Annotated in this window: 14 protein-coding genes; 8 read left to right on the plus strand and 6 right to left on the minus strand. The window is 68.6% G+C overall.

The annotated features are described in order from the left end of the window. Position 1 precedes the first annotated feature (1 nt). Both L324_RS31835 and asnB read left to right on the plus strand, forming a co-directional pair. Positions 2-910 carry an LLM class flavin-dependent oxidoreductase gene (locus L324_RS31835; RefSeq protein ID WP_037317469.1) on the plus strand — a complete coding sequence of 303 codons (909 nt, stop codon included), beginning with the start codon at positions 2-4 and terminating at the stop codon, positions 908-910. Then, positions 910-2739, plus strand: a complete 1830-nt coding sequence (gene asnB, locus L324_RS31840) for an asparagine synthase (glutamine-hydrolyzing) (protein ID WP_037317472.1) — start codon at positions 910-912, stop codon at positions 2737-2739. Before L324_RS31835 ends, asnB begins: the two co-directional genes overlap by 1 nt. 490 nt (positions 2740-3229) lie before the next feature. Here the strand turns inward: asnB and L324_RS31845 are convergent, their stop codons facing one another. Continuing rightward, positions 3230-8551, minus strand: coding sequence for a type I polyketide synthase (locus L324_RS31845; RefSeq protein WP_268871964.1), 5322 nt, complete (start codon positions 8549-8551; stop codon positions 3230-3232). Between the two features lie 249 nt (positions 8552-8800). Between L324_RS31845 and L324_RS31850 the strand changes: the two genes are divergently transcribed. After that, positions 8801-10468: a (2,3-dihydroxybenzoyl)adenylate synthase gene (locus L324_RS31850; protein WP_037317475.1), complete on the plus strand. Its 1668-nt coding sequence runs from the start codon at positions 8801-8803 to the stop codon at positions 10466-10468. A gap of 211 nt (positions 10469-10679) precedes the next feature. Further along, the gene (locus L324_RS31855) at positions 10680-12260 is read left to right on the plus strand and encodes a tryptophan halogenase family protein (RefSeq protein WP_037317478.1); all 1581 of its coding nucleotides are present in this window, start codon (positions 10680-10682) and stop codon (positions 12258-12260) included. A 169-nt stretch (positions 12261-12429) separates the two neighbouring features. On the opposite strand, the gene L324_RS31860 is transcribed toward L324_RS31855, so the two are convergent. Next, complete coding sequence (locus L324_RS31860) at positions 12430-13842, minus strand: MFS transporter (protein WP_235783709.1); 1413 nt, start codon at positions 13840-13842, stop codon at positions 12430-12432. Positions 13843-13955: 113 nt separating this feature from the next. After that, a complete protein-coding gene (locus L324_RS31865; protein ID WP_037317485.1) occupies positions 13956-15389 on the minus strand; it encodes an FAD-dependent oxidoreductase in 1434 nt (477 codons plus the stop codon). A gap of 237 nt (positions 15390-15626) precedes the next feature. Between L324_RS31865 and L324_RS31870 the strand changes: the two genes are divergently transcribed. Both L324_RS31870 and L324_RS31875 read left to right on the plus strand, forming a co-directional pair. After that, complete coding sequence (locus L324_RS31870; RefSeq protein ID WP_037317488.1) at positions 15627-16793, plus strand: epoxide hydrolase family protein; 1167 nt, start codon at positions 15627-15629, stop codon at positions 16791-16793. 15 nt (positions 16794-16808) lie between these two features. After that, a complete protein-coding gene (locus L324_RS31875) occupies positions 16809-17117 on the plus strand; it encodes a hypothetical protein (protein ID WP_037317491.1) in 309 nt (102 codons plus the stop codon). Positions 17118-17190: 73 nt separating this feature from the next. Here the strand turns inward: L324_RS31875 and L324_RS31880 are convergent, their stop codons facing one another. From L324_RS31880 to L324_RS31890, 3 genes are all read right to left on the minus strand, one after another. Beyond that, positions 17191-18003 (minus strand): alpha/beta fold hydrolase, encoded by an 813-nt coding sequence (locus L324_RS31880; protein WP_037317494.1) that lies wholly within the window; start codon positions 18001-18003, stop codon positions 17191-17193. Positions 18004-18119: 116 nt separating this feature from the next. Further along, positions 18120-18914 (minus strand): SDR family NAD(P)-dependent oxidoreductase, encoded by a 795-nt coding sequence (locus tag L324_RS31885; RefSeq protein WP_037317497.1) that lies wholly within the window; start codon positions 18912-18914, stop codon positions 18120-18122. A 4-nt stretch (positions 18915-18918) separates the two neighbouring features. Beyond that, entirely contained in the window at positions 18919-19371 is a 453-nt protein-coding gene (locus tag L324_RS31890) for a VOC family protein (protein ID WP_051174204.1), read from the minus strand. A 246-nt stretch (positions 19372-19617) separates the two neighbouring features. On the opposite strand from L324_RS31890, the gene L324_RS31895 reads away from it, so the two are divergent. Together L324_RS31895 and L324_RS31900 are read left to right on the plus strand one after the other, a co-directional pair. Continuing rightward, on the plus strand, positions 19618-20865 hold the full coding sequence (locus L324_RS31895; protein WP_037317500.1) for a cytochrome P450 family protein: 1248 nt from the start codon (positions 19618-19620) through the stop codon (positions 20863-20865). 28 nt (positions 20866-20893) lie between these two features. Then, positions 20894-21754 (plus strand): alpha/beta fold hydrolase, encoded by an 861-nt coding sequence (locus L324_RS31900; protein ID WP_051174206.1) that lies wholly within the window; start codon positions 20894-20896, stop codon positions 21752-21754. Positions 21755-22269 lie beyond the last annotated feature (515 nt).

The following is a 22269-nucleotide window of genomic DNA, read 5'->3' on the forward strand; positions in this document are numbered from 1 at the left end:
AATGGCGGCCGCCGTCCGGCTCGGCGTACTCGTCCTGCCGGAGCATCCCGGACGGAGCGTGCTCGAAGTTTGGCGCCGGGCCGAGGGGCTCGGCTTCGCCCATGCCTGGGTCCCGGACCACCTGACCTGGCGGACCCCGCGCGACGAGCCGTGGTTCGACGCGCTGACGACGCTGGCGGCCGCGGCGGCGGTGACGAACCGGATCGGGCTGGGCACGCTGGTCGCGTCGCCGAACTTCCGGCACCCGGTGCTGCTGGCCAAACAGACGATGGCGGTGGACCAGCTCAGCGAGGGCAGGTTCGTGCTCGGCGTCGGCGCGGGCGCGAGGGACCTGGACAACAAGGAACTCGGCGCGCCGGTTCCCTCCACAGTGGAGCGTGGCGAGCGGTTCGGCGAGTTCGTGAGACTGCTGGACCTCTTGCTGCGTAACCATTCGACGACCTTCCACGGCCAGTACTACACCGCCGAAGACGTCAACCTCGCGCCCGGTTGTGCCCAGCGGCCCCGGTCTCCCCTGGCCATCGCGGCGGCGGGACCGCGCGGGATGCGGCTCGCGGCGGAACTCGGCGATGTCTGGATCACCACCGGCGACGCGGCGCGACCGGGCTGGCGCACCGACGACGAAGCCTTCGCGACTTGGGCACGCCAACTGGACCGGCTGGCCGCGGCCTGCGCGACATCGGGCCGGACGCCGCGCAGGCTCGTCCACCTCAGCCGCGTGACGGACGCCCCCTACGCCTCCCCCGGCCGGCTGGCCGATGTCGTCGGGCGCTGCGGCGAACTGGGGTTCACCGACGTCGTGGTGCCGTATCCACGGGAAGACGGGATCTTCGCCGGCGACCAGCGGGCGTTCGAGAAGGCAGTGCTGCCGCTGGTGTCGGCGGCACCCGGTGCGAAAGCGAGTGACTGATGTGCGGTTTCGTCGGATGGCTTGACTACTCCAGGGATCTGCGCGCCGAACAGCGCGTCCTCGACGTGATGACCGATACGATGCGCGAACGGGGCCCCGACGACCGCGGCACCTGGCTCGGCACCCATGCCGCGCTCGGGCATCGGCGGCTGGCGGTGATCGACGTCGCCGGTGGCGCCCAGCCGATGCGGGCGGAGCTGGGGCCGGATCGTGCGCCCGTCGTCCTCGCCTACGCGGGTGAAATCTACAACTTCCGCGAACTGCGCACTCAGCTTTCCGCTCTGGGACACACTTTCCGCACCGCGTCGGATACGGAAGTCCTGCTCCGTGCCTACCTCGAGTGGGGTGCCGGCTGCGTCGAGCGGTTCAACGGGATGTTCGCCTTCGCGGTGTGGGACTCGGTGCGCGACGAGATGGTGCTCGCCCGCGACCGGCTCGGCGTGAAGCCGCTGTACTACGCGCCGCAACCGGCCGGGGTGCTGTTCGCTTCGGAACCCAAGGGGATCATGGCGAATCCGGCCTACCGGGCGACGTTGTCCGCTGACGCGCTGCCGATCCTGCTCAATCCGCGGCTCGCCGTACCCGGCCAGACCCCGCTGAACGGGCTGCGCGAGGTCAAGCCGGGCCACGTGGTCAAGATCGACCGGCGCGGCTGCCATGAGTACCCGTACTGGCGGCTGACGAGCCGGGAGCACCGGGACGACCTCGACACCACCGTCCACAATGTCCGCGAGCTGCTTGAGGACATTGTGGACCGTCAACTGGTCGCGGACGTTCCGCGCGCCACGATGCTGTCCGGCGGCCTGGACTCCAGCACGGTGACCGCGCTCGCCGCGCGAAGCCTCAACCGGTCCGACGAAGGACCACTGTCGAGTTTCTCCGTCCGGTTCGAGGGCGAGGAGGACGATTTCCGCCCCACCGCGCTGCGGCCGGAGCGTGACGCGCCCTACGCGGCACTGGCGGCCAAACACCTCGGGACCGATCACCACGACGTCGTCATGGACACCGCGGCCGTCGAGCAGGCGATCCCGCTCAGCCGTCGCGCCCGCGACCTTCCCGGTCTCGGCCATTTCGACGCGTCGATGTACCTGATGTTCGCCGCGCTGCGCGAGCGTTCGACGGTCGCGCTGTCCGGCGAGGCGGCGGACGAGGTGTTCGGCGGCTATCCGTGGTTCCACGACGAGCAGACCGTCTGGCGCGACCGCTTCCCGTGGATGGGCGACGCACCCCGCCTCGCGGACTGCCTCCACCCGGACCTGCGGAAAGCCTTACGCCCAGCCGAATTCGAAGCGGACTGCTACTCCACCCTGCGCGCACAGGTGCCACACGTGGCCGGGGAAAGCCGTCTCGACGCGCGTATGCGGGAGGTTCTGTTCTTCAGTCTCCACGGCCCGCTCGCGATGCTGCTCGACCGCAAGGACCGGATGAGCATGGCTGTCGGGCTGGAGGTCCGCGTACCGTTCTGCGACCACCGCCTGCTCGAGTACGTGTGGAACGTCCCCTGGTCGATGAAGACGGCCGACGGCCGCGAGAAGAGCCTCCTCAGGATGGCCGCCGCGGACCTCCTGCCCACCGAAGTCCTCACCCGTCCGAAGTCCGGCTACCCGGCCATGCACGCCCCCGCGCACGAGGCGGCGATCCGCGACACGGTGCTGGGTCTCCTCGACGACCCGGCCTCCCCGCTCGCCGGCCTGCTGGACCACCAGCGCGTCCGCGATCTGGCCGGTGGCCAGAGCGTGACGATGACCCATGTCAGCACCGCCCATCTGCTGATCCCTTTGCTGGAAGTCGACACCTGGATGCGCACCCACGCCCTGTCGATCGCGTAGGGCTTGCGAGGTAAGGCATAGGTGGGGTGTTCGCGGCGGGCTCGCCGATTGATGCGCGTGAAGGCCCCCTTCCCTACTGTCAGGGTAGGCAAGGATGCCTTCACGGACAGGGTCCCGGCAAAGTCGGCGGGCTGCTGGTCAGTGCTGTTCTTGGTGGTCCGGATGTGGCATCGCTGGTGCCTGCGGGTGCGAGTGTGGAGGATTTGGGACGTTGAACGTCCCAAATCCTCCACACTCGGGGTGTACCGGGTCCCGGGGAATGTCCCCGATCCTCTGTTAGTCAAGCTTCGCAACTGGCGTGACCCGTTCGACGATGTAGGAATTGGGACGGTGAGTGTCCTGATTTCCCGCATCGTCGGAAGGGTTGCCACCCGACCACCAGCCGCACCAGTGGGTGAACAAAGACGAGTCACACAGGAAAGGCCCTCGGTACCGAAGCAGGTACCGAGGGCCTTTCCTTCGCCGGTGGCGGGCTTTCGCCGGTATCGGCCTACGCCGCCTCCGCCTCCGCGGCCGGGCGGAGCGATTCCGTGACGTGCTCGGACAGTGCCGCCACGGTGGGCCTGGCCCACAGGATCGTCGGCGGGAGGTCCAGGCCGTAGCGGCGCTGGAGCCGGACGCGGAGCGCGACCGTCATGACCGAGTCGACGCCGAGTTCGACCAATGGCCGCTTCAGCTCGACATCGGCCGCGTCGAGGTTCAGCTCGGCGCCCACCTGCTCACGGACGTCCGCCGTGACACTTTCGAGGGCCTCGCTGTCGGAAAGGCCTTCGAGGTCGAGCCCCGGTCCCTGGCCGCCGGTGTCGCCGGCGGCCGCGTCGGAAGCCGTGAGCTCGCGGAACATCGGGACCCGCGGGAGGTTCGGCGGGGTCGGCAGTACGCGCAGCACTGCCTGGTAGTCCGCCTGGAACCGGTCCGCGAACGCCCATGCCCGGAACGCTTCGGCCACCGAGACGGCCTCCAGCCCCCGCGAGTTGGCCTCGAACATCGTGGTCGCGATGTCCTCCGAGAGGCCGACTCCACGCCAAGCCGTCCAGCCGAGGCTGATCGTCTCGGTGTGCCCGCCGGAGTTGCGGTGCGCGGCCAGCGTGTCGAGGAACGAGTTGGCGGCCGCGTAGCTGGTCTGCCCGGAGAGCCGGGCGAACTGGCCACAGGAGGAGAACATCACGAAGAAGTCGAGCTTGCCCGGCGGGAAGAGCCGGTGCAGGACCATCGCGCCGTTGGCCTTGGGGGCCAGCACGTCCCGCAGGCCGTCCTGGTCGACCTTGTCCACCAGCGCGTCGTTGACGACACCGGCGGCATGCACGACACCCCGCACCGGCGGGAGCCCGTGGGCACCGGGGGCCAGCGCCGCGGCGACCTGGTCGGCGTCGGTGATGTCGAGCGCCACCGCGCCGACGGTCACCCCGAGCGCCTCGAGCCCGAGGACACTGTCGATCTGACGCCGGACGTCGGGATCGGTGACGGTGTCCCAGTCCGCCCGGGGCGGAAGGCCGCGGCGGCCGGCGAGCAGCAGCCTGCGTGCTCCCCGGTCGACCAGCCACCGGGCGACTTCGAGGCCGAGTGCCCCGAGTCCGCCGGTGATGAGGATGGTGCCCGACGGCGAGCACTGCAGGGGCGAACCGTCCGCGCTGCGCTCGATCTGGCTCAACCGGGCGACTTCCGTGGCGCCGGCGGTCAGGGAGATGACGTCCTCGGTGCCCCTGCCCGCCGAACCCCGGAAGAGGTCCAGCAGCCGCGAGCCCGTGTCACCGGTGACGTCGCCGATGTCGACAGCACCGCCCCACAGCTCGGGGTGCTCGCCCGCGGTGATCCGGGAGATGCCCCACAGCGGGCCGTGTGCGACCGACCGCTCTTCGATCGCCAGCCGCACGCCGCGGGTCAGCGCCCACACCCGCTGCGGCTCGACCTGTCCGGCCGCACTGGCCTGGATCTCGGCGACCCGTTGCACCGTGCGGATGAGCGTCCACGATGCCCGCTCCGCCACCTTCTCGACATCCTCACCCGGCTCCCCGAGCGAAGGCACGACGAGAACGGCGCCGGACCGGCCGAACAACTCCGGCCGCAGCTCGTCGGGTTCGTCGCCGACCCGCACACTCGGCATCCCGGCGTCCGCGAACTGGCTCGCCAGCCGCGCCGTCACGTCCGGGTCGCCGACCAGCACGAGCTGCTCCAGCGGCTCGCTGCCCACCGCGGGCTCGACGGGCCGCCAGGTGATCTCGTGCACCAGGTCTCTCGCGAGGACCTCGGTGCCCAGGTGCTCCACGGCGGCGAACTTCAGGCCGAGGACCTCGCAGACGATGTCGCCGTTCATGTCGGCGACCCACACGTCGACCGTGTCGTGCGGCGACTTCGGCGAACGCGTGCTGTGCACGATGACCCTGGCGGGTGGTTCGCCGTGCCAGGACACCTTCTCGATCGAGCGCGACATCCACAGCACCGTCGCGTCACCGGGCGACACGACCGCCGCGCTGATGGTCAGCGCGCCGTCGATGACGTGCGCCCAGCTGGTCGCCCGCGTCGCGGGGGCCGGCTCGACGACCATCAGGGCGAGCTGCTCGTACTGGTCACGGCGCAGTTCGTCGAGGGTCCAGGGGAACGCGTAGCCTTCGACGCCCATGTTGGCGAACATGTCGTCGATCTTGGTCAGCGAGCCGACCGGCAGCCTGGCCCGGATGACCGCGTCGTCGATGCGGCCGGCCGGGCGCTTCGCCGACGAGTCGATGGTGGCGGTGGTGTGCGTGATCCACTCGTCGCCTTCGTCCGCCGCGCCGTCGTTCGCGATGCGGGTCGCCAGTGAGAGCGACCGGCCCTCACGGACGATCTGCACCACGCGCGGCGGCTGGACCGCGAGCGGGGTGCGGAGCACGATGTCGGTCAGGGTGGGCGAATCATCCTCGCCCGCGGCCTCCGCGAACGTGTTGATGATCGACGCCGCCGGGGTGACCTCCACGCCGACCAGGCCGTGGCTCTGCGGATACGGACGGGTGTCCATGTCGAGCCGGGTCTGCCAGACCTGTCGCGAAGGCGCGCCGCTCACCGTCATCCGGCCGCCCAGCAGGCTGTGGCTCTCCGGGTCGTGCCCGCTGCCGAGGCCCGCGGAACCGGCACCCTCGGGGAAGATCCAATAAGGACGGTGCTGCCAGGCCGCGGCCGGCAGGTCGAGCAGGCGGCCGGCCGGGAAGTCCAGCTTCCAGTCCACGACCGCGCCGAGGCAGTGCATCCTGGCCAGGTTGCTCAGCAGCGTCTCGACCTCGTCGGCGTTGCGCCGCAGCGTGGCCGTTCCGGCGGTGTCCTCGATACCGAGGTGGTCGCAGGTCTCGATGATCGAGTGCGAGACCACCGGATGCGAGGAGATCTCGATGAACCCGCGGTGCCCGTCCGCGAGCGCCGCCTCGACGGCTTCGGCGAAGCGCACCGGTTGACGCAGGTTCGCCGCCCAGTAGGCACCGTCACGGGCCACGGTGGACCGGGGGTCGGTCATCGCGGTGCTGTAGAGGCTGATCTTCGGTGTCCGCGGGTCGAGCTCCTGTGCCGCCGCTTCGACCTCGGCGAGCACCGCGTCCACGTGGCTGCTGTGGAAGGCGATGTTCGTGTCGACGACGCGCATCTCGATGCCGTCCGCACGCCACTGCTCCACGACCCTGGCGATCGCGTCCTTGTCACCGGAGATGACCGTCGAATGCGGACTGGCCGAGATCGCGGCCTCGACGCCGTTCTCCGTCGCGAGCCGCTGACGTGCGTCCTCAAAGGACAGTGCGGCCATGGCCATACCGCCTTCGCCCTCAAGACGCTGCAACGCGGCCGCGCGGCGGCAGGCGAAGCGGGCGGCTTTGAGCAGGTCCAGTGTCCCGGCCGCCACCGCCGCGGCGATCTCGCCGACCGAATGCCCGATGACCGCCACCGGCTCGACGCCGTGACCGCGCCACACCTCGGCGAGGCCGACCTGCATGGCGAACGTCAGCGCCTGGACGTGTGCCGCGGTCCAGGGGCCGCCGTCCAGGATCGCCTCCCGCGGGGTCCAGCCGAGTTCCTCCTGGAACACCTCCGCCAGCGCGTCGATCGTGGACGCGAACGCGGCGTCCCGCGCGAGCAGTTGCCTGCCCATGCCGGACCACTGGGCGCCGTGCCCGGAGAACACCCAGACGACGTCGGCCGCGTTGCCGGACACCGTCCGCGCGGAGAAGACACCGGGCGCGGTCTGGCCGTCGGCCAGCTGACGGAGCCGTTCGGCCAGTTGCCCGGTGGAATCCGCCACGACGGCGCCGCGCTGGGACAGGTGCGAACGGTGCAGCGCCAGCGTGTGGCCGATCTCGGACAGCGGGGTTCCGGGGTGTTCGGTCACCCAGTCGGCCACGGAACCGGCCAGCGCGCGGAGTCCGGCTTCCGACATCGCGGACACGCCGAACACCCCGGGGATCCGGGCGTCCGCGGCGGGCAACGCCTGCTCGACCTCGTCGTGCCAGCCGAGCGTGGGGCTCTCCTCCAGGATGACGTGGGCGATCGTGCCGCCGACACCGTAGCTGGACACCCCGGCGCGGCGGGGCTGCTCGCCCGCGGGCCACGGCCGGAGTTCGCCGACCAGGCGCAGACCGTTGGTCTCCCAGCCATAGGCGGGATTGGGTTCGTTGTGGAGGCTGGGCGGGATCTGTTCATGCTGCAGGGCGAGCACGGTCTTGATCACCCCGGTGATACCGGAACCGCCCTCGACGTGCCCGATGTTCGGCTTCACCGAACCGATCAGGCAGGGCTCACCCGCCGCGCGGCCCGCGCCGAAGACCTTGGCCAGCGCCTTGATCTCCTCGCCGTCGCCGGTCGGCGTTCCGGTGCCGTGCGCTTCGACATAGTCCACTGTGGAGGGATCGATTCCCGCGCGCTCGTAGGCTTCCCGGAGCATGTGCTCCTGCGCCTCGCCGTTCGGGGCCATCATGCCGTCGGACCGGCCGTCCTGGAAGATCCCGCCGCCGCGGACGACCGCCTGGATCGGGTCGTTGTCGCGCAGCGCGTCCGAGAGGAGCTTGAGCACGACGACACCGGCGCCCTCACCTCTGCCGTACCCGTCGGCGTCGGTGTCGAACGCCTTGCTCCGGCCGTCCTCCGACATCGCGCCTGCCCCGTTGAGCGCCACGTTGAGCGCCGGGGTGGCCATGATGTTGAGGCCGCCGACCAGCGCGAGCGGTGTCTCACCCGCGCGCAGGGCCTGCGCCGCCAGGTGCAGCGCGGTCAGCGATCCCGCGCACGCGGTGTCGACCGCCATACTCGGCCCGCGGAGGTCGAGGAAGTACGAGACCCGGTTGGCGATGCCGTAGAACGTCGTCCCGTTCACCGCGTAGGCACCGGTGTTGGGGATGTCCTCCAGCAGCCGCCTGCCGTAGTCGTTGGAGTTCGCGGCGACGTACACACTGGCGTCGCTGCCACGCAGCGAAAGCGGCGGAACCCCGGCGGCGGCCAGCGCCTCCCAGGTGAGTTCGAGCATGAACCGCTGCTGCGGGTCGAGGAAATCGGCCTCCCGCGGTGAAATCCCGAAGAAGTCGGCGTCGAAGCCCTCGATGTCGTCGAGGAACGCGCCCTTCAGCACGGTGTCCCGGATGATGGCGGTGGACTGCGGGCTGCCGGCGGCGTACGACTTCCAGCGCTTCTCCGGCATGTCGGAGACCGTGCTCTTGCCGTCGGCGAGGAACTCCCAGAACTTCTTCGGCGAGTCGAGGTCGGGCGCGAACCTGCAACTCATACCTATGATGGCAATCGCTTCGTCAGATGATGCTGCGTTCTCGCTCAAGTCCTCGCTCCTCTTCCCGCACCGGCCGGACACGACAGAGATTCCGGCCGGCGATCGCCGGCCCTTTTCCGTGCTCACCGAAGAACCCAACGCGAGGGCAAACTCCCCCGCTCTACGACAGGTTCGGCCCGGTGCGTCACCCGCGACTACTCCTGATTTGCGACCTGGTGCCGTCACCACACCCAGCGGACCGATTCCGCATTTCGCAAGCACAAAGACGTCCCGGATGCCCGGTCTGCCTACGGTCGATGGCAGAGTCGTCCTTCGAACCCGGGAGCCATCATGCCCAAGACCGCGGTAGAACCGAGCCGGACGGGAGTCGCTCCCTGGCCCGCGGAGGCAGTCGCCCGCTACGTCGCGAACGGTTACTGGGAGGGGCGTTCGCTGGGCTCGCACCTCGCGGACGCCGCCCGCAAGACCCCGGACGCGATCTGCCTCGTCGACGGGCAGACCCGGATCAGCTTCGGCGAACTGCTGGAACGCGCGGACGGCGCGGCCGCCCGCATGCGCGAGCTCGGCATCGGTCCCGACGACCGCGTCGTCGTGCAGCTGCCGAACTGCTGGGAACACGTCGTCATCTCGGTGGCCTGCCTGCGTCTCGGCGCGCTTCCGGTGTGGGCGCTGCCGCAGCACCGGATGCACGAACTCTCCGGAGTGGTCGCGCACGCCGAGGCCAGGGCGATCGTCGTGCCCGACACGTACAAGGGTTTCGACCACCAGGCGCTGGCCCACGAAGTCGTCGGCCTGGTGCCGAGCGCCGAGCACGTCTTCGTCACCGGCACCGACATCCGTGACGACAGCGTCAACCTCCGGGACCTGCTCGCGCCCGCCGAAAACCCGGGTGAACTCGCCACGGCGTTCGACGCCGCCGCGCCCGCCGGGGACGCCATCGCGATGTTCCTGCTCTCCGGCGGGACCACCGGGCTGCCCAAGCTGGTCGCCCGCACGCACAACGACCTCAGCTACATGATCAAGCGGGCGATCGAACTCTGCGAGTACACATCGGACACCGTGTACATGGCCACTTTGCCGCTGGGCCACGGGTTCCCCAACACCGGGCCGGGCGTCATCGGCGCACTCCTGGCGGGCGGCAGGGTCGTCATCGCGTCCTCCCCCGCGCCGGAACTCGCGCTGGCACTCATCGAACAGGAAGGCGTCACGACGACTTCCGCGGTGCCCGCGATCGTGCAGCGCTGGATGCGGCACCACGAGGAGCACCCCGGTACCGATCTGAGCTCGCTGGACGTGGTGCAGGTCGGCGCGGCACGGCTGTCCGCCGAGGACGCCGAGGAGATCGGACCGAAACTCGGCTGCCGGTTGCAGCAGGTTTTCGGGATGGGCGAAGGACTTCTGTGCGTCACCCGGCTCGATGACCCGCCGGAGATCGTCAACCACACCCAGGGCAGGCCGATCAGCGAGGACGACGAACTCCGCGTCATCGACGAGGAGGGCCGTCCGGTGGCGCCGGGCGAGCCCGGGGTCCTGCTCGTCCGCGGGCCGTACACACCCCGGAGTTACTACCGCTCGCCGGAGATCGACGCCCGCTCGTTCGTCGACGACGGCTGGTACCACACCGGGGACATCGTCCGGCGGACACCGGAGGGCTACCTGATCATCACCGGCCGGGAGAAGGACCTCATCAACCGAGGTGGCGAGAAGATCAGCGCCGAAGAGATCGAGACCTTCGCGCTGCAGCTCGACGGCGTCACCCACGCGGCGGCGGTCGCCATGCCGGATCGTGAACTCGGTGAGCAGGTCTGTCTCTTCGTCGTGGTGACCGAGGGGACGAAGGTCGAGCTCGCCGACGTGTGGTCAGTGATGATCGCGGCCGAATCCGCCAAGTTCAAACTCCCCGCGCGGCTCGTCACGATCGACGCCCTGCCGCTCACCCCGATCGGCAAGGTGGACAAGAAGGCCCTGCGCGCGGACATCGCACGGGCAGCGGGGTAGCGGGCCCAGCGCGTCGGCTCCCTCGCGAGCGCCGCCGAGCCGCGGATCGGGCCATGGCACCGGGTGTTTGAATCTGACATGCGCACGACTTCAGGGGAAATTCTCCGATTTCCCTGTTTTCCCTGCGCACCGCAGAAGGTGCCAAGGCCGGATCCGCTGCCGAGAATGATTCCAGACCCGTCATTCCCGCCGCTCGCGAAGGAGCACCCCCGTGGCACGTCCAGTCGAGAAGGTCGTCATCGTCGGTGGTGGTACAGCCGGCTGGCTGTCCGCCGCGTACCTGAACCGCGCCTTCGGCGAGAAGGTGGACATCACACTCGTCGAGTCGGAGCGGATCGGCCGGATCGGCGTCGGCGAAGCCACCGTGCCGACACTTCGGACCACGTTCGCGTTCCTGGGAATGAAGGAAGAAGAATGGATGCCGCGCTGCAATGCGGCGTTCAAATCCGCCGTCCGGCTCAACGACTGGCGTAAACCTCACCCCGGCAAGGAAAGTCACACTTACTTCCACCCGTTCTTCACCGTCCCCGAACCGCCGGTGCCGAATTACGAGAAGCCCTTCCACAAGCGCTTCGGCCGCGGCGTCTCACTGGCTCATTTCTGGCTGAAGCAGAAGCTGTCGGGCGACACGCGGCTGCGCGATACCTTCGGTGACGCGGGCATGCCGTTGCAGGGCCTGTGCGAGCTCAACAAAGCACCAAGACCCATGCCCGGTTCCGACGGGCCGAATCCGGGATTCCGCTACGCGTACCACTTCGACGCGGCACTCATGGCGGGCTACCTCAAGGAACTGGCCACCGGCCGCGGCGTGCACCACGTGATCGCCGACGTCAAAACGGTGGCGCTCGACTCTCGCGGCCACATCGAAAAGGTGGTCACCGAAACCGGCGCCGAACTCACCGCCGACCTTTTCCTCGACTGCTCGGGCTTCCGCGGCCTGCTGATCAACCAGACGCTGAACGAGCCGTTCATCAGCGAGAAGGACGTGCTGCTCTGCGACTCCGCGATCGCACTGCCGTCGGATCACCACCCCGACGGACTCCGGCCGTACACCTCCGCGACCGCGCGCAACGAAGGCTGGATCTGGGAGATCCCACTGTTCGAACGCGAGGGCTCCGGCTATGTCTACTCAGGACAGTTGACCACCCCGGACAAGGCGGAGAAGGAACTGCGCGACTTCCTCGGCACCCGCGCCCACGACGTGGAGGGCAACCACATCAAGATGCGCGTCGGCCACAACCGTCGCTCCTGGGTGAACAACTGCGTGGCCGTCGGCCTGTCCAGCTGCTTCGTCGAACCGCTCGAGTCGACGACGATCGCGTTGATCGAATACCAGCTCGCCCTGCTGGTCCTGCACTTCCCGGACACCGACCTCGACGAGCGCCGCGCCAAGCGCTACAACGAAACCATGGTCAGCGCCTTCGAGGACATCCGCGACTTCATCGTCATGCACTACTGCCTGACCGACCGCGACGACACCGAGTTCTGGCGCGCTGTCCGCGAGGCCCCGATCCCGGACAGCCTGGCGGAAAAGCTCACGGAGTACGCGGAGAGCGTGATCATCCCTGACGGCAGTCAGCTCCGGCTGTTCGAAACCCGCAGCCTTTGGGCGATCCTGTCCGGAATGGACTTCGACTTCAAGAAGGCGCCGCCGTCGGTCGATCTGATGAACGACGCCGCGGCCTGGGAGATGTTCGAACAGATCGACAAGGAACGCGAGATCTACTCGGCCAGTCTCCCGGACCACATGGACTACCTGAAGGCACTCCACGCCTTGGGTGCCAAGAGCTGAGCACGTTCCTGGCCGAGCGGGTCGTGAGTGGTAATGACGGTTCTAACCCTCATTACCACTCACGACCCTCTTTGCGGAGCAGAGCCGCACCGACGTACTTGAGAAACACGGCAACGGCAAAGTGCCCCGCCCCGTGTGGACGGGGCGGGGCGGGGCACTTCGCCGTGGATCAGCTCGCGAGAGGTAGGTCCTTCTCCTTGACCGGCAGCTGCTCGACGTCCGCGGTCCGCGCCTTGCCGCGCAACATGGTCAGCGTCACCACCAGTCCGATGACGACGAACACCACGCACGCGACGAACGCCGCTCCCAGCCCTTGCGCCAGCTCGGCGGGTCCGCCCGGCGCCGGGGTGAACATCGTGGTCACCGAGGTGACCACCGCGACACCGAAGGCCCCGCCGACCTGCAAGGCGGCGACATTGAGGCCGGAGGCGACACCGCTGGCGCGTTCGGGCACCCGAGCCAGTGCGGCCACCGAGGCGGCGGCCGTGCCGGCCCCGAGGCCGGGTCCGAACACGACGAGGCCCCAGAGCATGTCGGGCACGTAGCTGCCGTCGGCACGCACGAAGGAGAGCAGGAAACAACCCGCGCCCATCAGCACCAGACAGACTCCGACCACCGGGCGGAAGCCGATCCTGGTCACCACGGTCTGCCCCACGTAGGCACCGGCGAAGGCGAGCATCGGCATCACGGACTGCATCACACCGAACTTCAGCGGCCCGTATCCGAGCACGATCTGCGCGTACTGGGAAATCGTCACCGAAAGCCCGAACACCGTCATGCCCATGGTCAGCGCGACGAGGTTGCCACCGGCCATGGAACCCTTGCGCAGCAGGGCAAGGGGCAACAGCGGCGAGGACGACCGCCGCTCGATGGCCAGGAACAACACCACCAGCAGCGCGGCGATGCCGAACAGGCCGAGGGTGGACGCGCTGCCCCAGCCGGAATCGGTCGCCTGGCTCACCGCGAGGATGATCGCGACCATCGCGACGGTACTGGTCAGCGCGCCGGCGAGATCGTAGGTGCCTTCCCGTTGCGCGCCGCGGCTTTCCCGCACGAACATCGGCGTGAACAGCGCCACGAGCGCGAGGATGGGCACGTTGATGATGAACACCCACTGCCAGCCCAGCGACTGCGTGAGCAGGCCGCCGATCAGCAGACCCGCGGTGGCGCCGATCCCGCCGATGCCTGCCCAGCCCGCGAGCGCCATGTTGCGGCTGCGGCCTTCCGGGAACGCGTTCATCAGGATCGACAGCGCGGTGGGCACCATCAGTGCCGCCGCCGCGCCGCCCAGTGCCCGCGCGATGATCATCACTTCACCGTTCCAGGAGAACCCGCAGACCCCGGAACTGATCATGAACAACACTGTTCCGGTCATGAAGACCCGGCGGCGACCCAGCCGGTCGGCCGCGCGGCCGCCCAGCAGCAGGAAACCGCCGAAGGTGAGCAGCTTGGCGCTGAGCACCCACTGCGCGGTGCCGGCGCTCATGCCGAGGTCGGCGGTGAGCGAGGGAAGCGCGAGCATGACGCTCTGCGAGTCCAGGAGCACCGTGAAGTTGGCGGCGCACAACAGGACCAGCACCACCAAGGGGAATCTTGTGACAGCGGTACCGGCAGTGCTCGACTGCCGGCCCGCTGATCTCAACTGGGTCACCGGGAACTCCTCGAACCTCGGACGAAGAAATGAACGAGCAGGCGTCAGGCGGCGGGCCGCTCGGCGTCGTTCTGCGCCGCCTTCTCCGAAGGCGGGAGCGAAACCACGGGCGCGACCGTCGCGTTGGCCGGGTTTTGGAGCTTGCCGCGCGCACCGGGTCCGAAAAGGACCCGGCCGATCATCGACGGTTTCATCAGCGACTGCGGTGAGTCGATCAGCGAGATCGTGCGGATGAACGCGCGCGCCACCAGCGGGTCGTTCGCCGCCACCGCCTGGACCCTCGGCATGTAGAGGTTCGCCATCTTGGTGGCGACGGTCCGCTTGCCGCGCACTTCGGGATACCCGAGGTCGGCGGCGGCGGACATCGTCCACGGCGCGTTGGTGACGCTCGCGAGGTCACGGAAGTAGGCGGCGGGGACCGGCTCGACACCCTTGGCGAGATGCTTGCCCAGCACGGTCGCGCCGAGCGCGGCGACGGTCATGCCCTGGGCGTAGACCGGGTTGAAGATGCACGCCGCGTCGCCGATGATCAGGTACCCGGCCGGGAACCGGCGGAGCCGCTCGTAGTGCCGTCGGATGCTTGCGGGGAAACGGAAACTTCCCGCCGGGGAACGCTGTTCCGCGTCACGAACGGCTTCGTAGACCTCCGGACGCGGCAAGCTCTTGGCGTAGGCGAGGAATCCCTCGCGATCGGTGGGCGCACGGTCACCGTTGATTCCGGTGAGCGTGAGCGCGTAGCGGTCGGCCAGCCGCGCGAAGATCGCCCCCCGCGGGAACGCCGGTGTCGCGGTCGGGACGAGTGCGATGTCGTCGCCGAGCGGGTCGTACTCCAACGGGCCGACGAAATCCATGGTGGTATAGGTCAGGTCCATCTGGACCTTCTCCTCCGGTGCCCGCTCGTAGCCGAGTTCCTCGAGCCAGCGGGGAGAACGTGAGCCGCGGCCGGTGGCGTCGACGACCAGGTCGGCGGTGATGACCTCTTCGGCGCCGCTGTTCCGGCCCTGGACGCGGACGCCGATGATCCGGCTCCGGTCTTCGGACGCTTCGAGTCCCACGATGTCGGTGCTCTCCCGGAGGGAGACTCCCGGGCGGACCAGGGTCCGGCTGCGGAGGAAGTGTTCGATCACCGGACGATTCGCGGCCACGCAGGCCATCCCCGTCTCCGTCTCGGCGAACATCTGGCCGTTGAAGCAGTAGTGGCAGGTCGAACCGTAGTCACCGACGGGCACGCCGACGGCGAGCATGTCTTCGACGAACCCGGGGAACAGGTCCTCGATGATCTGGCGGCCGCGTTCGAGCAGGGCGTGGATGTGGACGGCCCACGGGATCGCCGGGCGCAGTCCGGTGCCCGCGGCGGTGAGGTCGTCGCGATCGATGACGGTCACTCGGGTGTAGGAGTCCGAAAGCATGCGGGCGGCGAGCATGCCCGCCACGCTGCCCCCGAGCACCACGGCGTGATCGCCGATCTTGGTTCCCATGGACGTCCTCCCATTGGACTGCGGTGTGAGCGGTTACGCCGCAACGCTAGATCCGGGGAAAGGCGCTCCTCTTCTCCTTCGTTGCGACGTCAACGCGGTTCTCCGTTCCTGCTCGGAGCACGCAGAGAGCTGCGCCCACCCGCTCCGGGGTTGTAGCTTCCGACATGGACGACCACCGCGTTCCACGCGCCGGGTGTCCCATTTCCTTTCCCCGGAGCCAGAAATGAGGACCACGTGATGCGCCCGTTCCGCGTCGAAATCCCGCAGGAGGACCTGGACGACCTCCACGCGCGGCTCACCGCCACGCGCTGGCCCGCCGAAACCCCTGACGTCGGCTGGAGCCGTGGCACCCCGCTGGGCTACCTGCGTGAGCTGACCGAGTACTGGCGCGGCGGCTTCGACTGGCGCGCGCTGGAAGCCCGGATCAACTCCTACCCCCAGTTCGTCACCACCATCGAGGGCGAGGACATCCACTTTCTGCACGTCCGCTCCCCCGAGCCGGACGCGGTGCCACTGCTGCTCACCCACGGCTGGCCGGGATCGTTCCTCGAATTCCTCGACGTGATCGGCCCGCTGACGGACCCGCGCTCGCACGGCGGCGACCCGGCGGACGCCTTCCACGTGGTCATCCCGTCGCTGCCCGGTTTCGGTTTTTCCAGCCCCCTCAAGCAACACGGCTGGACGCTGCCCCGGGTGGCGGGCGCCTGGGCCGAGCTGATGTCCACGCTCGGCTACGACAAGTACATCCCGCAAGGCGGCGACCTCGGCGCGACGGTGACGCTCCTGCTCGGCCTGATCGACGCCGAGCACGTCCTCGGCACCCACGTCAACTTCCTGTTCGCGCCGCCGACCGGCGATCCGGCCGAACTCGGTTCGCTCCCGCCGTCGGACCTCGCCCGGCTGGAGCGCCTGGCGCACTTCGGATCCCAGGGCTCGGCCTACATGAGCCTGCTGTCGACGCGGCCGCAGACCGTCGGGTACGGCATGACCGACTCGCCGGTGGGCCAGCTCGCCTGGAGCGTCGAGAAGTTCAAGGAGTGGAGCGATTCGGACAAGACGCCCGAGGACGCCATCGACCGCGACACGCTCCTCGCCCACGCCACGCTGTACTGGCTGACCGGCACGGCCGGCTCGTCGGGGCACATCTACTGCGACAACGTGGAGTTCATGCCCACCTCCGGGGGCGAACCGCAGCCGCTGCCGCCGATTCCTGGCCCGGTCGGCGTGGCCGTGTACGCCCACGACCTCGCCCAGCCGATCCGGAGCCTCGCCGAGCAGGCACTGCCGAATATCGTGCAGTGGAACGAATTCGACCGTGGTGGCCACTTCGCCGCGATGGAGGAACCCGATCTGTTCGTCGACGACCTGCGGTCGTTCCGGCGGGCCGCCCAGGCACAGCGGTAAGGAAGGAAACAAGAAATGGGTTCAGCGTTCGTCGTCCGGTACGAGACGACACCGGAAGCCGCCGACGAGAACCAGAAACTGGTGGAGGCGGTCTTCGCCCAGCTGGCGGAGCAACGACCGGACGGCCTCAGCTACGCGTCATTCCGGCTCGACGACGGGGTGAGCTTCATCCATGTCGGTTACGTCGACGGTGACGACAATCCGCTGAACGCGTCAACGGCGTTCCAGGAGTTCCAGCGCGAGTTCCGCTCCCGCGCCCCCGGTGGCCCGGTCTTCTCCGGCGGCGCCCTTGTCGGCTCCTTCGGCTTCGGCACCCCAGCCTGACAGCGCGTGAAGGCCCCCTTCCCTCGGCCATGGTTTTGAGTGACCAGCCGAGGGAAGGGGGCCTTCACGCGCGTCACGACCCTGTGCTGAGGACCTTGCGCAGCACCTGGGCGAATTCTTCAGGGTAGGGCAGGAAGCCGGTGTGCCCGCCGGGGAACTCGACCGGAGGCTCGCCGAGGCGCCCGGCCAGTGCGTGGGACGTACGGAACGTCTGCAGACCGCCGGAATCCGCCCCGATGCCGACGACCACGCTGCCGGGGCCCGCGGTCAGTGCGTCGACGTCGGGCACGTACCGGGTGGTGGCACGGAGCTCGTGGGCGAAGAACCGGGCGCCGTCGACGAGGTCCTGCTCCGAGGACGGGCCGACGGCACCGGGGGAACCCTGCTCTTCGGTGTCCAGGCCGGAGTGAGCCGCGAACTTCGCGAACGCCGCCATCGGCCCGTGCCGATGGAAGGTGTCGACGACGTCGTCGACCCCGGCCCGCTGTTCGTCCGCGTCGGGCAGGAGTTCCAGGACCGGCGGCTCGTGCGCGACGACCGTCCGCACCCGGCCGGGATGCCGCGCGGCCAGCGCGAGGACCGTCATCGCGCCGCCGCTGGTGCCGAACACGTCGGCGGACTCGGCGCCGACGGCGTCGATGAGGGCGGCGACGTCGTCCGCGCGTTTCTCCGGGGTGGAGTCCTCGTCGGGGTCGTGGACCGGGCTGCCCGAGATGCCCCTCGGGTCGTGGGTGAGCACGGTGTGGTCGTTCGCGAGCTCGTCGGCCAGCAGCTCGAAGGCCGCTGCGCCCATCGGCGAGCCCATGAGCAACAACAGCGGTCCCGCGCCGCGAACCTCATAGCGCAGGCGTGCGCCCGGGACGTCAAGCGTATGGGTCGTGGTCATAGCCAGCCATTCTGCTACAGGCCACATGCCTGTACCGATCGGGCGAAAAGCCTTGACACGCCAGAAGAAGCCCGGTCCGGCAAAGCCGAACCGGGCCCTGACCCAGATCAGATCCGCTAAGCCGCCGGGATCTGCGTCGCTTCTTCCGGGGAACGGAACACCTTTTCCATCACGCGGCGGGCGATGGCGCGCGGCGCGTGGTCGAGCGCCGCGGTCATCAACCGGGTGACGGTGCCGGGGACGGTGACCACGCGGCCGGCGTCCCAGGCCCGGAGCGCGCCCGCCACCACTTCGGCGGCGGTCGTGTGCCCGGGGGTCTTTTCCACCGCGTCACCGAGGCCGGCGACCTCGCTGAACTCCGTGATGGTCGGCCCCGGGCACAGCGCCATGGCTTGGACCCCGGTGCCCTTCAGCTCGGTGGACAACGACTCGGCGAAGGACAGCAGGAACGCTTTGCTGGCGCCATAGGCGGCGAGGTTCGGTGTCGCGAAGAAGCCCAGCGACGACGCCACCACGATCACCCCGCCCGAGCCGCGCTCGACCATCCGGGGTACCACCTGGGAGGCGAGGTCGACGCTCGCGAGCACGTTGAGCCGCAACATCTCGAGGGTCTCGGACCGGGCCGTCTCGACGAACCGGCCCTGCAACCCGCGGCCGGCGTTGCAGATGAGCAGATCGGCGCCGCCGAGTTCCTCGGCACGGGCGGCGACACTCTCGATCGCACCGTCCGCGGTGAGGTCCTGGACCTCGGGGATCAGCCGCCCGTCGGTGCCCTCCGCGAGCGCGGCGAGCCGGTCCGCGCGACGGGCCACGGCCAGCACCCGGTACCCGCGGTCGAGCAGGACCCGGGCGAACTCCGCGCCGATACCGGAGGAAGCCCCGGTCACGACGGCAAGTGGTGCGTCGGTCATGGCCCTACCCCTCGACGTGGAAGATCTCGAGCGCGACGCCGTCCGGGTCGGTGAAGGTGAACAGCGCGAACGGAAGCGGCTCGGTGTATTCACGCAGGTCGCTGCACTCGACGCCCTTGCCGACCAGGAAGGCGTGCCAGGCACGGAGTTCTTCGCGATCGGTGGCCGCGAACGTGAGGTGGTCCAGTCCGGTGCGGTGCGCGCCGAACGCCTCACCCTCGTTGCCGTCGTGCGAAGCGAGCCCGAGGAAGACCTGGGTGCCGGGGCGCATCAGACCCGCGGCGCGACCACCCGGGAACTCCTCCTTCATCCACTGCACCATGCCGAGCATCTCGCTGTACCAGGCCACACTGCGGTCCACGTCGGTGACGGTGATGGTGGCGTGGTGCAGACCCGGCAGACCCGGCGGGGTTTCGGGGATCGGGGTGGCCGGCGGCGGGACGAGTTCGATGTCCATGTGCGCTCTCCTGAAGTCGGGCGTGACGGAAAGGGTTCTTTGACGCCTACCGCGCCGTTTTATTGATCATTTGTGAGATTACGGCGCGCGGACCCCGGATTTCTTCTCCAGGACTGCCAGGAGGAGGAACTGGTGCGAAAGCCCATGGCAGGCCCGCAATTCCGAAGACGTAAAGCCGCCGAAACCGGGTTTAGCTTGAAAAGCCAATCGGTCACCAAAATGGACCACCACTGGAGGTCGTGTCTCATGTCAGACGCCGTGTGCCCCTACGTCCTCAACCCCGAAGGCACCGACACGCACGGCGAGACCGCTCGTCTGCGTGAGCAGGGCCCGATCGCTCGGGTCGAGCTCCCGGACGGCGTGCTCGCCTGGTCGGTGCACGACTACGAGCTCACCAAGGAGATCATGGGCAACGAGGCGCTGTTCTCCAAGAACCCGCGCCGTAACTGGCCCGACTACATCAACGGCAAGATCTCCGACGGCTGGCCGCTGATCACCTGGGCCGCCATGGACACCATGGCGACGCAGGACGGCGCCGACCACGCCCGGTTGCGCAAGCTGCTCCTGAAGGCGTTCACCCAGCGCCGGGTCGACGCGATGCAGGAGCACATCGACAACACGGTCAACGAGCTGCTCGACGACCTCGCCGCCACCGCCCCCGACGAGGTCGTGGACATCAAGGGCCGCTTCCACATGGAGCTGCCGACCCGGCTGATGTGCGACCTTTTCGGCGTTCCGGTGGACGTCCGCGCGGAGGTGCTCGAAGGCGGTCACAAGAACATCGACACCCGCATCAGCGCCGAGGTCGCGGAGGCGAACCTGGCGAACTGGCAGGTGGCGATCTCCAACCTGGTGCAGTACAAGCGCGAAAACCCGGGCGACGACCTCACCACCGGCATGATCGCGGCCAAGGAGGAGGACGGTTCGCGGCTGAGCGACTCCGAGATGATCGGCACCCTGCACCTGTTGCTGGGCGCCGGCTCCGAGACCCTGGTCAACGCGCTCGCGCACGCTTCGGTCGCGTTGATGACCGACCGTGAGCTGCTCACGAAGGTCAAGGCCGGGGAGATCTCCTGGGAGGACGTGTTCGAGGAGACCCTGCGGGTGGAGTCGCCGGTCGCGCACCTGCCGTTCCGCTTCGCCACCGAAGACGTCGAGCTCGGCGGCGTCAAGATCGCCAAGGGCGACGTCATGCTCGTCGACTTCGCCGGTGTCGGCCGCGACCCGAAGATCCACGGGGAAACGGCGGACGAGTTCAACGCGCTGCGGGAGGACAAGACGCACCTTTCGTTCGGCTTCGGTGTGCACTACTGCATCGGCGCCCGCCTGGCGAAGAGCGCGTGGATGACCGGCATCCCCGCCCTGTTCGACCGTTTCCCCGACATCGAACTCGCGGTCGACCGCTCCGAGCTCGTCGGACAGGGCAGCTTCGTGGTCAACGGCCACGAGAGCCTTCCTGTCCTGCTCAAGGGCAAGTCCGCGGTCGCCGTCTGACCCCCGTAGCAGTCGAAGGAGTCCGAACATGGCAGACAAAACGGCGGAGAGCGGAGGCGGGATCCTCGGTGACCTCAACGTCGACTACGCGGCACACGAAAGCGTGCTGGAAAAGGCGGTGTCGGCGGACGGCACGCTGATCGCGTACGAGCGTTTCGGGGACACCGGCCCGGCCGTGGTGGTGGTCGGTGCGGGACTGAACGACCGCGCCATGTTCACGCCGCTCGCGACGGCCATGTCCGAACGGTTCCGCGTCTTCAACTACGACCGGCGCGGCCGTGGCGAGAGCGGCAACGGCGATCCGGACCAGTGGACGATCCAGCTCGAGATCGACGACCTGCGTGCGGTGCTCCAAGCCGTCGGCGAACCGTGTCACGTCTTCGCCAACTGTACCGGCGGCGTCATCGCGCTGCTGGCCGCGGCCGGCGGCGCGCCGATGGTCAAACTCGCCCTGTACGAACCCCCGTACTGGTCCCAGACGGCCACGGCCGAGCAGGTGGCGAAGCTCAAGCAGCTGATCGCCGAGGACCGTCGCGAAGAGGTCGTCACGATCTTCGCGCGGGACGTCGTCGGATTCATCAAGGACGAGAACATCGAACACTTCAAGAGCCATCCGGCTTGGCAGGCGTTCGAGTCCATGGCGCCGTCGACGTACTACGACGCGATGATCAGCAAGGACCACCTGGACATCCCGTACGAGGAGATCCGGAAGATCACCGTGCCCACGCTGCTCATGCGAGGGGACGACGGGATCAAGGAGATCCACGACGCGTGCGCGAGGATCGCCGAGGAGATACCTCGCGGTGAACTCCTTACGCGGGAGGGTTTTGACCACCTGTTCGACCAGAAGGCATGGGCGCCCACCTTGATGGAGTACTTCGAATCGTGACGCCCGGGAACTCCGGGAGGGTCACGGTGCCGGTTCCCGGCGCTGTGGCCCTTCCGGCTTTTTTGGTGCCTTACTGAGGGGTGAGGCAAAGATGTCGTGCCCGGGCGAGCGTCCGGACTGGCTGGCGGAAGCCGGGCCGCGGGCTCCGAGAGACACTCTTCTGAAGACAAGTGTCCGGCTTGGGTCGTTTGTGCGGTTTCGCGAGGTGGTCGTGAGTGGTAAGGAGCGTTAGAACGCTCTTTGCCACTCACGACCCCGTTCAGGAACGTGCCTTCAGGCATCAACTGGACGCCAAGTCGCCGAAAACTGTCCTTTGTGGACAGGCCCCGGTCTCGTGAGGGAGCCTCACGTAGGTCGCCAGGTAGCGAAGGCCTCCTTCCCTACCGTGAGGGTAGGGAAGGAGGCCTTCACGGACAGGGTTTCCGGCGAAGTCGGCGGGCTACGTGAGGGGTCCCGTGACGAAACCGTGCGCGTTACTCAAAACGGGGCGCCTGGATCCCGGCTCACCTGCCCGA

The sequence above is a fragment of the Amycolatopsis orientalis DSM 40040 = KCTC 9412 genome (assembly GCF_000478275.1).
In the GTDB taxonomy this organism is placed as follows: domain Bacteria; phylum Actinomycetota; class Actinomycetes; order Mycobacteriales; family Pseudonocardiaceae; genus Amycolatopsis; species Amycolatopsis orientalis.